Origin of the sequence: uncultured Nevskia sp. (assembly GCF_903885465.1) — a bacterium.
In the GTDB taxonomy this organism is placed as follows: domain Bacteria; phylum Pseudomonadota; class Gammaproteobacteria; order Nevskiales; family Nevskiaceae; genus Nevskia.
The window spans coordinates 1-12779 of sequence record NZ_CAISIQ010000152.1; the positions used below are offsets into that span (position 1 = coordinate 1).

At 63.3% G+C, this 12779-nt stretch carries 9 protein-coding genes and 2 tRNA genes; all 11 read left to right on the top strand.

The annotated features are described in order from the left end of the window. Positions 1-129 precede the first annotated feature (129 nt). Positions 130-206: transfer RNA gene (locus QZY06_RS05580), tRNA-His, on the top strand. 17 nt (positions 207-223) lie between these two features. After that, positions 224-299: transfer RNA gene (locus tag QZY06_RS05585), tRNA-Lys, on the top strand. A gap of 298 nt (positions 300-597) precedes the next feature. Continuing rightward, entirely contained in the window at positions 598-2970 is a 2373-nt protein-coding gene (locus QZY06_RS05590; protein WP_295681354.1) for a M20/M25/M40 family metallo-hydrolase, read from the top strand. 284 nt (positions 2971-3254) lie between these two features. After that, positions 3255-3977 (top strand): TetR/AcrR family transcriptional regulator, encoded by a 723-nt coding sequence (locus QZY06_RS05595; protein WP_295681355.1) that lies wholly within the window; start codon positions 3255-3257, stop codon positions 3975-3977. A gap of 149 nt (positions 3978-4126) precedes the next feature. Next, positions 4127-5575, top strand: a complete 1449-nt coding sequence (gene lpdA / locus QZY06_RS05600; RefSeq protein WP_295681356.1) for a dihydrolipoyl dehydrogenase — start codon at positions 4127-4129, stop codon at positions 5573-5575. A gap of 67 nt (positions 5576-5642) precedes the next feature. Beyond that, positions 5643-6365: a YebC/PmpR family DNA-binding transcriptional regulator gene (locus QZY06_RS05605; RefSeq protein ID WP_295681357.1), complete on the top strand. Its 723-nt coding sequence runs from the start codon at positions 5643-5645 to the stop codon at positions 6363-6365. Positions 6366-6385: 20 nt separating this feature from the next. Beyond that, entirely contained in the window at positions 6386-6931 is a 546-nt protein-coding gene (gene ruvC / locus QZY06_RS05610) for a crossover junction endodeoxyribonuclease RuvC (protein WP_367275573.1), read from the top strand. Between the two features lie 13 nt (positions 6932-6944). After that, positions 6945-7544, top strand: coding sequence for a Holliday junction branch migration protein RuvA (gene ruvA, locus QZY06_RS05615; protein WP_295681360.1), 600 nt, complete (start codon positions 6945-6947; stop codon positions 7542-7544). A 237-nt stretch (positions 7545-7781) separates the two neighbouring features. Next, positions 7782-10508 (top strand): DNA gyrase subunit A, encoded by a 2727-nt coding sequence (gene gyrA / locus QZY06_RS05620; RefSeq protein WP_295681362.1) that lies wholly within the window; start codon positions 7782-7784, stop codon positions 10506-10508. Positions 10509-10551: 43 nt separating this feature from the next. After that, the gene (gene serC / locus QZY06_RS05625) at positions 10552-11625 is read left to right on the top strand and encodes a 3-phosphoserine/phosphohydroxythreonine transaminase (RefSeq protein ID WP_295681363.1); all 1074 of its coding nucleotides are present in this window, start codon (positions 10552-10554) and stop codon (positions 11623-11625) included. Between the two features lie 129 nt (positions 11626-11754). Continuing rightward, positions 11755-12779: 3-phosphoglycerate dehydrogenase family protein (locus QZY06_RS05630; protein WP_295681364.1), on the top strand; the 1025-nt coding region annotated here is incomplete at its 3' end.

Here is a 12779-nt window from a genome sequence, read left to right on the forward strand (position 1 = left end):
ACAGACGGGTATACTGCGCGCCGCAATGAAGTACAGAACACTTTGACGGTTCGAGGCAGAACCTGAAGATTCTGGAAGCCTTGCGAGCAGTTCAGGTCGGTACCGAACTGCGGTGTAATTGCAGTTATGGTGGGCGTAGCTCAGTTGGTTAGAGCTCTGGATTGTGATTCCAGAGGTCGTGGGTTCGAGTCCCATCGTCCACCCCATTTTCGGCAAGTCGTGCGGGTTGCTAGCTCAATTGGTAGAGCAGCTGACTCTTAATCAGTAGGTTCCCGGTTCGAGTCCGGGGCAACCCACCATCCGCATGATGGTTCAGCAAACAAGCCCGCCGAGCGCGGGTTTTTTTGTGCCTGTCGTTTGGCCTTTTCCCAGTGATGTCCGGTTTGGGCGCGGCAGCTCGTCTTGAATATTGTTGATCGTGTGAATTACCGATCAAGGATTTCGACGAGCAAACAGACCGGCTGGCAGGCCGGTCTTTGCGGGCTTCCCGCTCCTCTTCCCGGAGGAGCGGGCTTTTACCTCGATCGAAGTCAGGAACAAGGTTCTCGGATGCTGCTGGTCGGTTACTGTTCGGGGCACTCCGCCCAGATTCGACTCATGACCGATCCTTCGCAGCCGCAGGCCAGCGGCCATTCCCGTTCGACCAGCCTCGCGCTGATCCTGAGCCTGATGCTGATCACGCTGCTGCTGACTTTTCAGGCGCTGCGCTATCGGCCTTCGCCGGCCGTGGCTGCCGATGCGCCACAGGGCGTGTTCTCGGCGCAGCGTGCGATTGATGCCTTGGCCGTCGTGCTTGGCGATGAAAGTCCGCACCCGACTGGCAGCGCGGCGAACTACGCGGTGCGCGACCGCCTCGTCGCCAGGCTGATCAGTCTGGGCTACGCGCCGGAGATCCAGACCGGCCGCTCTTGCGATGAATGGGGCGACTGCGCGCTGGTCGAGAACATCGTCGCGCGGCTCGATGGCCGCGAGGCCGGCTCGGCGGTGGCGTTGACCGCGCATTACGACTCCGTTGGCGCCGGGCCTGGCGCGGCCGATGACGGCATCGGCGTGGCGACGGTGCTGGAGATCGCCCGTCTGCTGAAAGCCGGCCAGCCGCAGCCGCGGCATAGCGTGCTGCTGCTGATCACCGAGGGCGAAGAAACCGGCTTGCTCGGCGCGCGGGTGTTCGTCGATGAGCATCCCTGGGCCAAGGAAGTACGCGCGGCGGTGAACCTCGAAGCGCGCGGCAACGATGGCCCGAGCTTCATGTTCGAAACCGGCCGGCACAACGCCTGGGCGATGGCGCTGTATCAGGGAAGCGTCGCGCGGCCGATCACCAACTCGATCTACTACACCGCCTACCAGCTGTTGCCGAACGATACCGATTTCACCGTGTTCAAGGCCGCCGGTTGGGAGGGCTACAACTTCGCGCTGACTGGCAACGTGCAGCACTACCACACGCCTCGCGACAGCCTGGCGAACCTGTCGCGGGACAGCTTGCAACATCACGGCGACAACGCCTTGTCGATGCTGATGGCGCTTGCCGAAGCGCCGTTGCCGGCCGGCGAAACCTCCGGCATGGCGCCAGCGGGAGACGCGGTGTATGTCGATCTGTTCGCCAAGCGTCTGCTGGCCTGGCCGGCGGCGTTGGCCGTGCCGATCGCGGCCGGCAGCGCGCTGGTCTGGGCGCTCTTCGTTGGTGTGCAGCTGCGCCGTCGTCGACTGGGCTTGCGCGAACTGGCATTGGCGACGGCGGCTTCGATCCTGGCCATGCTGCTGGCGGCGCTCGCCTGCTGGATGCTGCTGCTGACGCTGCGTAGCGTTTCAGCAATACCGCCGGCGGCTGCCAGCTATCACTGGAGCGCACATCCGCTGCCGCTCGATATCGCCAGCGCGGCATTGGCCGCGCTGGCCTTGTCGATCGTCGCGCGCTTGCTGAAAACCCGCGTTGGTCTGACCGCAGGGTGGTCGGCAACCGGTCTGCTGCTGAGCTTGGCCACGCTCGCCAGTGCGATGCTTTTGCCAGGGCTGGGATTCGCCTTCCAGCTGCCCTTGATCGTGTTGCTGCTGGTTGCGGGGCCTGCGGCACTGAGTCGGCAGGGCAGTGATCGGGCGCTGACTTTGGCGCTGGTCATGGCCGCGCTGGTGGCGACCAGCGTCTTCGTTCCCACCATCGGCTTCCTGCATCAAAGCCTGGGGCCGGATGCGTTGATCGTCGCCGCTGCCTTGCTGGTCTGGGTCTATCTGCCGCTGCTTGGACTGATCGGATCGGCCGGCGTCTGGTTACAGCGCAGCCTGCTGGCGGCAGCCTTGGCAACGGCAGTCGTTTCCTCGGCGATCGCAGCCTGGTTGCCGATGTACAGCGAGGCCTCGCCGCAGCGCCTCAACCTCGAATACCTGCTGGATACTGATCGCGGAGCTGCCGAATGGCTGGCACGACCAGATTCAGGCGTGTTGCCGCCCGAGCTTGCTTCTACGGCTGTGTTCAGTCCCAGGCCGACGCCGGTGTTTCCGTGGAGCCGCGGTCAGGTCTGGCGTGCCGATGCCCCCGAAGTCGGGCTGCCTGCGCCCGCGTTGCACCTGCTCGGCACCTCCGCCGACGGCGGAGGCTTGCGCTACGAGGCTCGATTGCAGTCGCCGCGCGGTGCCAACTCGATCAGCCTGTGCTGGCCGCCCGGCAGTGCTCCGACTCGGCTCGTGCTCGGTGGTCACCGGCTTCCTGAACCGGACACCAGAACCCTGAAAGCACTCGAAACGCGGCGCGCCGGCTGGCGTTGCATCAGCGATCACGCGCTGAACCCGGATGGCGTCACCCTGGCATTCACGCTGCCGAGTGCAGCACCGGTGGAAGCGCTGCTCTTCGATCGCAGTGCCGGGCTGCCGCCAGCGGGGCTCAAGCTGTTGATGGCTCGACCTGAGACCGCCGTGCGTTCGCAGGATGGCGATGTGACGCGATTGATCCGCCGGGTGCGGATCAGCCCGCCTTGAAGGCGCGGGTGTTCACGATCGGTGAAACTGCTCGGCGGATCAGTTGGAAATCTTCTGCTTCAAGTTTCCATATCTTCCCGGTCTGTTTATCGGCTGGGAAAGCATGAAGCGTGGATGAAGCTGCGATCAGCCTTGACGCTGGAATTCGTGACAGCAGCCTGACCAAGTGAATTTGATTTTTACGGAATCAATGCGAAAAAATGAAAATCCTGATAAAACCCCCGCATTAATACATTAGCGTTCGGCGGCTGCTTTGCGGTTGCCTGGCGGGTTCAGGAGTGCACATGGCTTTGAAGCAAGGGGATGCAACGGTGGCAGCGAGTGTGCCAGCTGCCGGAGTCGGCACCGTGGTCAGCAAGCGTCGCGGCTACGCTGGCCGCACGGCCGAGCAGCTGGCTGCCGAACGTCGCCAACGCCTGCTCGATGCGGCACTGAGCTTGTTCTCCGAGCGCGGCTTTTCCCGTACCCCGATCGAACTGCTGTGTTCCACCGCCAAGGTCACCACGCGGCATTTCTACGAGCACTTCGATTCCCGCGAAGCCGTGCTGATCGCGCTGTACGAGCAGATCAATCTGGAAACGCGTGCCACGGTCATGAAGGCCTTGCAGGTGCGTGGCAAGACGATCGAGGAACTGATGTTCGCGGCCATCGACGCCTTCGTCGAAAGCTGCACCGTCGATACCCGACGCACCCGCATCCTCTGCGTCGAGGTGATCGGTGTCAGTAGCGATATGTTCGAGCGCCGCCGTCATGCCGTGCACGAGTTCGCGACCATCCTCAACCTGTTTACGCGGCAGCTGGTGGACGCTGGCGGCCTGCCGCCAGGCGATTACTGGCACAGCAGCATGGCGCTGATCGGTGCGATCCGAGAACTGATGATTGAATGGCTGATGACCAAGGAGCGTCCGCCGATCGATACCGTACACGGCCAGATCAAAGGTCTGTTCCGCTGCCTCATTGCCGGTGCTGGTGCACTTAATCGCGAGGCAGCGAAGCTCGAGGCTTGAGCCCTTGCCAAGTCCTCCGGCGAAAGTTTTTTCCCGGATTTTCCCGGACGATCGTGCCCTTGCGATAAAGTAACGCGCCTTTTCAGACCCGCGCGCAACAGCGCTGCAGGCTGTCAAGCCGCCCCGAACCAGCCTGGAATTCCGCGATCATGAGCGACTCCCCCGAAGCATCCTTCGATCTCATCGTTATCGGCGGCGGTCCCGCCGGTTACCCGGCCGCGATACGCGCAGCGCAGCTCGGCATGAAGGCTCTGTGCATCGACAGCTGGCTGAACCGTGACAACACGCCGAGCTTCGGCGGTACCTGCCTGAACGCCGGCTGCATTCCGTCGAAGGCGCTGCTGGAATCGTCCGAGCTGTTCCACAAGGCCGGCCACGAATTCGCGATCCACGGTATCGGCGTCGGTACGCCGGTGCTCGATCTGAAGAAGATGCAGGAACGGAAGATGGCCGTGTCCAAGGCCAACTCCGGTGGCGTCAAGCTGCTGTTCCAGGCCAACAAGGTCACCGGCGTCTTCGGTCATGGCGAGCTGCTCGGCAACGGCCAGGTCAAGGTCACCACCCATGACGGCGTGGCCACCACCTACAAGGCCAAGCACATCCTGATCGCCACCGGCTCGGCACCGGTCGAGCTGAAGAAGATCGCGCCGTTCGATGGCGACAAGATCGTCGACAGCTGGGGCGCGCTTGATTTCTCGGCAGTGCCGGAACGCCTCGGCATCATCGGCGCCGGCGTCATCGGCGTGGAACTGGGCAGCGTCTGGTCGCGCCTCGGTGCCAAGACCGTGATCCTCGAAGCGCTGCCGGGCTTCCTGCCGATGGTCGATGCAGCGATCTCCAAGGAAGCGCTGCGCCAGTTCACCAAGCAGGGTCTCGACATCCGCCTTGGCGCCAAGGTCAGTGCCGTGGCTAAGGGCAAGACCGATGTCACCGTGACCTACGAGCAGGACGGCGAAACCAAGAAGGAAACCTTCGACAAGCTGATCGTCGCCGTTGGCCGCCGTCCGTTCACCGACAAGCTCGGTGCCGATGTTGCTGGCGTTGCGCTCGATGAGCGTGGTTTCGTCAAGATCGACAAGAATTACAAGACCTCGGCTGCCGGCATCTATGCCGTCGGCGATGTCACCGGAGGCGTGATGCTGGCGCACAAGGCGATCGAGGAAGGCGTGGTGCTGATCGAGCAGCTGCACGGCGAGAAGTCCGAGGTCAACTACAACGCGATTCCGTCGGTGATCTACACCAATCCGGAAATCGCCTGGGTGGGCCTGAGCGAAGAGCAGGCCAAGGCTGCCGGCCATGAGGTCAAGGTCGGCTCCAGTCCATTCGCCGCCAACGGCCGTGCTCGCGCGCTGGAATCGATCGCCGGCCAGGTCAAGTTCGTATCCGATGCCAAGACCGACCGCGTGCTCGGCGTCCACATGATCGGTCCGTATGTCTCCGAGCTGTGTGCCGAAGCGGTGCTGGCGCTGGAATTCGCGGCGACCACGCAGGACATCCAGATGACCATGCACGGCCATCCGACCTTGTCGGAAACCTTCCATGAAGCCGCACTGGCGGTGGACGGCCACGCGATCCACTCCGCCAACAAGAAAAGGTAGATCTTGTTAGGACAGCCCGCGCCATGACTGGCGCAGTGCCTGTCGGGACGATACACAGGAGCAGATCATGGGGCGTGGTCCAAGCATCGAAGGGCGCAAGAACGCCACCGACGCCGTCAAGGCGAAGAAATTCACCAAGTTCATTCGTGAAATCACCATCGCGGCCCGTGCCGGCGGCGGTGATCCGAACGCGAATCCGCGTCTGCGGCTGGCGATCGACAAGGCGCTGACCGCCAACATGACCAAGGACACGATCGAACGTGCCCTGAAGCGTGGCACTGGCGAGGGCGCCACCGAGCAGGTCGTCGAAATCCGCTACGAAGGCTATGGCCCGGGCGGTGTCGCGGTGATGGTCGATTGCATGACCGATAACCCGACGCGCACCGTCGCCGACGTGCGTGCCGCGTTCAGCCGCAACGGCGGCAATCTCGGCACCAGCGGTTCGGTGGCCTTCCAGTTCACCAAGACCGGCGAGATCATCTTCGACATTCGCGATGACGCCGCACTCGAGGAAAAGATTCTCGAAATCGCACTCGAGAATGGCGCCGACGACGTGCAGAGCGACGACGGCTTCGTCGACGTGCTGACCACGCCCGAGGCTTATCTGGCAGTCAAGGGCGCGCTCGAGAAAGCTGGCCTGACGCCGATCGATTCGGACGTGTTGATGCGCCCGGCAACGCGTGCCGCACTCGATGGCGAGGCCGCCGCCCAGCTGACCAAGCTGATCGATCGTCTCGAAGAGCTGGACGACGTGCAGGACGTGCATCACAACGCTGACCTCCCGACCTGAGAGTGTCCGCCAGCGCGCCGATCCGCATCCTCGGTATCGACCCCGGCTCGCGCATCACCGGCTGGGGCGTGATCGAACACGGCGGCAATCGCTCGCGCTGCATCGATCACGGCCGCATTCATCTGGAAGCCGGTGAACTGCCGGCGCGGCTGCTGCGCATCTTCAAGGAAGTGGGCGAGGTGATCCGCCAGTATCAGCCGCAGGAAACGGCGATCGAGGAAGTGTTCGTCAATCGCAATGTTTCGAGTGCGCTGATCCTCGGGCAGGCGCGCGGGGCGGCAATCTGCGCACTGGCTTTCGCGGACTTGCCGGTGGCCGAGTACGCGCCGGCGCAGATCAAGTCCGCCGTGGTCGGCAATGGCCGCGCCGAAAAGCAGCAGGTGCAGCACATGATCAAGATCCTGCTGAATCTGCCGGAAGCAGCACCCACCGATGCCTCCGATGCGCTTGCCGTCGCGCTCTGCCATGCCCACGTTCGCGGCACGGTGATCAAGACCGGCGAAGCGCTGCGTGGCGCCTGGGGCAATGCGGTGGTGGCAAAGCCCCGGACTCCTTCTCCACGATGAACGGCCTCTCAACATGATCGGCAGACTCAGCGGCACCCTGATCGCCAAGCAGCCACCGCTGTTGCTGCTCGACGTGCATGGCGTTGGCTACGAGATCGAAGCGCCGATGTCGACCTTCTTCAAGCTGCCGGCGATTGGCGAAGCGGTGGTGCTGCAGATCCATCTGGTGGTTCGCGAGGACGCTCATCTGCTGTTCGGCTTTGCAAGCCAGGCTGAGAAGAACCTGTTCCGCGAGATCATCAAGATCACCGGCATCGGCCCGAAGCTGGCACTGGCGATCCTGTCAGGCATCGGCGTCGACGATTTCTGGGCGGCGGTCCGTGCGGCAGAGACCGGCCGGCTGGTCAAGCTGCCGGGCATCGGCAAGAAAACCGCCGAGCGCATCGTCATCGAACTGCGCGACAAGGCCGGTGCTGGCGGCCCGGGCGATCTAGGCATGCTGAACGCCTCAGGCGTGAGCATTCCGGCCAGTCCGATGTCCGAAGCGCGCGCCGCGCTGGAGTCGCTGGGCTACAAACCGCCGGAGGCGCAGAAGCTGACCGATGCCGTGCACAAGGAGGGCATGAGCACCGATCAGATCATCCGCGAAGCCCTGAAACGCGCGATTCGCTGATCCTGACGCCCGTTTCGGCGCGCAGCTCCGCACCCCTTTCCCCCTGACGGGATATCCCGTGTCGCGTCGCAGGCGGCAAATGCGGGCCTTGCGGAGCGTGAACTGCTAAAATGCTGGTCTCAATTGGCAGCCCGCCCGCAGGCTTTCCGATGACGACCACGGCCACGAATCATCGGCCCCCGCATCGTGTGAATCCTGAGCCGGTGCTCCTAAAACCGCATTCAGAACACTCTACGAATGACTGATTTCGCCAAAGAAGTTCTGTCCGTCAATCTCGAAGACGAGATGCGGCGCTCCTACCTCGATTACGCGATGAGCGTGATCGTCGGCCGAGCGCTCCCTGACGCCCGTGATGGCCTGAAGCCTGTGCATCGCCGCTCGCTGTACGCGATGAACGATCAGGGCAATCACTACAACAAGCCGTTCCGGAAATCGGCGCGCATCGTCGGCGACGTGATGGGTAAGTACCATCCGCACGGCGATACGGCGATCTACGACACCATCGTCCGCATGGCGCAGCCGTTCTCGCTGCGCTACATGCTGGTCGACGGTCAGGGCAACTTCGGCTCGGTGGACGGCGATCGCCCGGCGGCGATGCGCTACACCGAAGTGCGCATGTCGAAGATCGCCATGGAACTGGTCGCCGACATCGACAAGGACACCGTCGATTTCGTGCCGAACTACGACGGTTCCGAGCACGAACCGGCGGTGCTGCCGACGCGCATCCCGAACCTGTTGGTCAATGGTTCGAGCGGCATCGCAGTCGGCATGGCGACCAATATCCCGCCGCACAACCTGTCCGAAGTGATCGACGCCTGCGTGGCGCTGATCGAGAACCCGGACATGGATCTCGACGCGCTGATGAAGCTGGTGCCGGCACCGGATTTCCCGACCGCCGGCCTGATTCTCGATGCCGCGGGCCTGAAGGAAGCTTACGAAACCGGCCGTGGCCGCATCGTGTTGCGCGCCCGCACGCACTTCGAGGACTTCGAGCGCGGCGGCGATCGTCAGGCGATCGTCACCACCGAGCTTCCGTATCAGGTCAACAAGGCGCGGCTGATCGAAAAGATCGCCGAGCTGGTCAAGGAAAAGAAGATCGAAGGCATCACCGATCTGCGCGATGAGTCCGACAAGGACGGCATGCGCATGGTCATCGAGCTGCGCCGCGGCGAGAACGCCGAAGTGGTGCTCAACAACCTGTATCAGCAGACCCAGCTGCAGACCGTGTTCGGCATCAACATGGTCGCGCTCGATGACGGTCAGCCGAAGACCATGGGGCTTAAGCAGCTCCTGGAAATCTTCTTGCGTCATCGCCGTGAAGTGGTGACGCGGCGCACGCAGTTCCTTCTCAACAAGGCACGCGACCGCGCCCACATCCTTGAAGGCTTGTCGGTAGCGCTGGCCAACATCGACGAAGTGATCGAACTGATCCGTCGCTCGCCGAACGCCGCCGAAGCCAAGGCCGGGCTGATGGGCCGCGACTGGCGAGCCGGGCAAGTCGCCGACATGCTGTCGCGCGCCGATGCGTCGCGTCCGCTCGGCCTCGATAGCCAGTTCGGCATGCAGGTCGTCAGCGGCGCGGCACTGGGGCCGGAAAGCCTTTATCGGCTGTCCGATCTCCAGGCTCAGGCAATTCTCGATCTTCGTCTGCAGCGCCTCACCGGCCTCGAGCAGGACAAGATCCACGACGAGTACCGCGCGATCCTCGAGTCCATCCTCGACTACATGGACATCCTCGCGTCCGAGCCGCGCCTGCTCGGCGTGATCAAGGCCGAGCTGCTCGACGTCAAGGACAACTTCGGCGACGAGCGTCGCACCGAGATCACCGATTTCGCGCTCAATCTGAACCGCGAAGATCTGATCACGCCGATGGACATGGTGGTGACTTTGTCCAAGGCCGGCTACGTCAAGGCGCAGCCGCTGTCCGAGTACCAGGTGCAGAAGCGCGGCGGCCGTGGCCGTACTGCGGCGGCGACCAAGGAGGACGATTACGTCAACGGCGTCTGGGTCGCCCATTCGCACGACTGGCTGCTCTGCTTCAGCTCGCGCGGCCGCATGTACTGGCTGCGCGTGTTCGAACTGCCCACCGGCGGCTCGGGCGCCAAGGGCAAGCCGTTCAACAATCTGCTGCCGCTGGAAGATGGCGAACGGATCAGCGTGGCATTGCCGATCAAGCGCTTTGACACCGGCCAGTACGTGTTCATGGCCACGCGCGGCGGTACGGCCAAGAAGACGCCGCTGGAAGACTTCTCGCGTCCACGCACCGCTGGCATCATCGCCGTCGATCTGCGAGTCGACGACGAACTGGTTGGCGTGGTGCTGACCTCGGGTGAAAGCGACGTGCTGCTGTTCTCCGACGCCGGCCGGGTGATCCGCTTCAACGAAAAGGACGTGCGCCCGATGGGTCGCGGCGCCACCGGCGTGCGCGGCATGCGCCTGATCGTGAAGTCCGGCGCCAGCGACGATGACGATACGGCGACGGTCGAAGCGGACCGTGAAGAAACCGCCGCCGAACCGATCGCCAGCGGCGCCAAGCTGATCGCGCTGATCGTCGCCCAGGAAGGCGACATCCTCACCGTCTCTGAATTCGGCTACGGCAAGCGCACGCCGATCGCCGGCTTCCCGCTGCGCGGTCGCGGCGGCCAGGGCGTGATCGCTCAGGCGCTGTCGGAGAAGTCCGGCAGGCTGCTCGGCGCACTCGACATCAACGATCGCCACGAGTTGATGCTGATCTCCGACGCCGGCCACCTGATCCGAGTCAAGGCCAGCGAGGTCAAGCAGCTGGGTCGCAACACCCAGGGTGTGCGTGTGGCACGGCCTAGCGAGGGTGATCGTCTGGTTGGGCTTGACCGGATCGAGCCGGAGCCAGAGGTGGCCGAGGTCGACATCGTTGACGACAGTAATGTGCCGCCAGCGGCCGATGCACCTGAAAGCAGCGCGACGGACGACGCTCCGGACGCCTGAATGCGTCGGAATTTACATTAACTACTACCAATAGATCATTGAAATGACGAGAGTATTTAACTTCAGCGCTGGCCCGGCGACACTGCCCGTTCCAGTGCTCGAACAGGTTCGTGACGAACTGCTCGACTGGCACGGCACCGGCATGTCGGTGATGGAAATGTCCCATCGCGACAAGCCGTTCATGTCGATCGCCGCCGAAGCCGAAGCCGATCTGCGCGAAGTGCTTGGCGTGCCGGCCAATTACAAGGTGCTGTTCATGCAGGGCGGGGCGACTGCCCAGTTCGCGGCCGTGCCGCTGAACCTGCTGAACGGCAAGGCGGCGGATTACATCGTCAACGGTGCCTGGGGCGCGAAAGCGGTCAAGGAATGCGCGAAGTACGGCAAGGCGAACACCGCCGCCAAGCCGGACAAGTTCAATCACGTGCCGGCTCGCGATGGCTGGAAGCTCGATCCGAACGCCGCCTACGTCCACTACACCCCGAACGAAACGATCGAAGGCGTGGAGTTCCAGACCGTTCCGGACGTGGGTTCTGTACCGCTGGTGGCCGACTTCTCGTCGAGCTTCCTGTCACGGCCGCTCGATGTCTCGAAGTTCGGCTTGATCTACGCCGGCGCGCAGAAAAATGCCGGCCCGGCCGGCATCACCTTCGTGATCGTTCGAGAAGATCTGCTCGGCACCTGCAACCCGGTGGCGCCATCGATCTTCGACTACAAGTCGGTCAGCGAGAACGAGTCGATGCTGAACACGCCGGCGACCTTCGCCTGGTACGTGTCCGGCCTGGTGTTCAAGTGGATCAAGTCGGAAGGTGGTCTGGCAGCGATCGGTGAGCGCAACCACCGCAAGTCATCGCTGCTGTACGACTACATCGACAGCGAGCCGTTCTATGCGAACCCGGTCGCCAAGGCTGATCGTTCCTGGATGAACGTGGTCTGGACCCTGGCCGACGCCAATCTCGATGCCGATTTCCTGAAGGGTGCGGCGAAAGCAGGCCTGCCGGGTCTGAAGGGCCATCGCGCCGTCGGCGGCATGCGCGCATCGATCTACAACGCGATGCCGGAAGCCGGCTGCGCGGTGCTGGTCGACTACATGAAGGAATTCGTGCGGACCAAGGGGTGAAGCCTGCGGCTTTGCGAGCATTGCTCGCAGCAGGCTGAACGCCCGGCCATGGATTGGCCGGGCAGGTGCTGGATGAGGAGTGGACGCCAAGCCACGGATGGCGTGTCGACGACAGTCAAATAAATAAAAATGTTCAAGATCAAGACGCTGAACAATATCTCCGTGCTCGGCCTCGAGCGCCTGCCGCGTGCGCGCTATGAAGTCGCGTCGGACATCGCAGCGCCTGACGCGCTGCTGCTGCGCTCGGCGGATCTGCACAAGGTCGAGATCCCGGCCAGCGTCAAGGCGATTGCTCGCGCCGGTGCCGGCACCAACAACATCCCGGTTGTCGCGATGAGCAAGCGTGGCGTGCCGGTGTTCAATGCGCCGGGCGCCAACGCCAACGCGGTCAAGGAACTGGTGCTCGCCTCGATGCTGCTCGCCGCCCGCAACATCGCGCCGGCAATCGCGTTCGTGCAAGGGCTGAGCGGCACCGATGAGGAACTGCACAAGCTGGTCGAGGATGGCAAGAAGCACTTCGTCGGCATGGAATTGCCGGGCCGCAGCCTGGGCGTGATCGGCCTCGGCGCGATCGGTGTGAAAGTCGCCAACGCTGCGCTCGATCTCGGCATGAAGGTTTATGGCTTCGATCCGGCGATGACCGTGCAGAACGCCTGGCAGCTGAATTCCGGCGTGATCCAGGCGCTGTCGGTGGACGATCTGGTGTCGAAATCGCAGTTCATCTCAGTACACGTGCCGCTGCTCGACGTGACCCGTGGCCTGATCAATGCCGAACGTATCGAGCTGATGCAGAAGCCGGGCGTGGTGCTGAACTTCGCGCGCGCCGAAATCGTCGACGAGGACGCGGTGCTTGTCGGCCTCAAGAGCGGCGCGCTGCAGGCCTATGCCTGCGATTTCCCGAGCAACAAGCTGGCCGGCAACCCGAAAGTCATTGCCACCCCGCATCTCGGTGCCTCGACCGGCGAAGCCGAAGACAATTGCGCGATCATGGTCGCCGATCAGCTGCGCGAATTTCTGGAAACCGGCAATGTCCGCAACTCCGTGAACTTCCCGGAAGCGGTGATGCCGTTGCTGCCGGGCAAGCAGCGCCTGACCATCGTCAATGCCAACGTGCCGAACATGGTCGGCCAGATCACCACGGCGCTGGCCAAGCA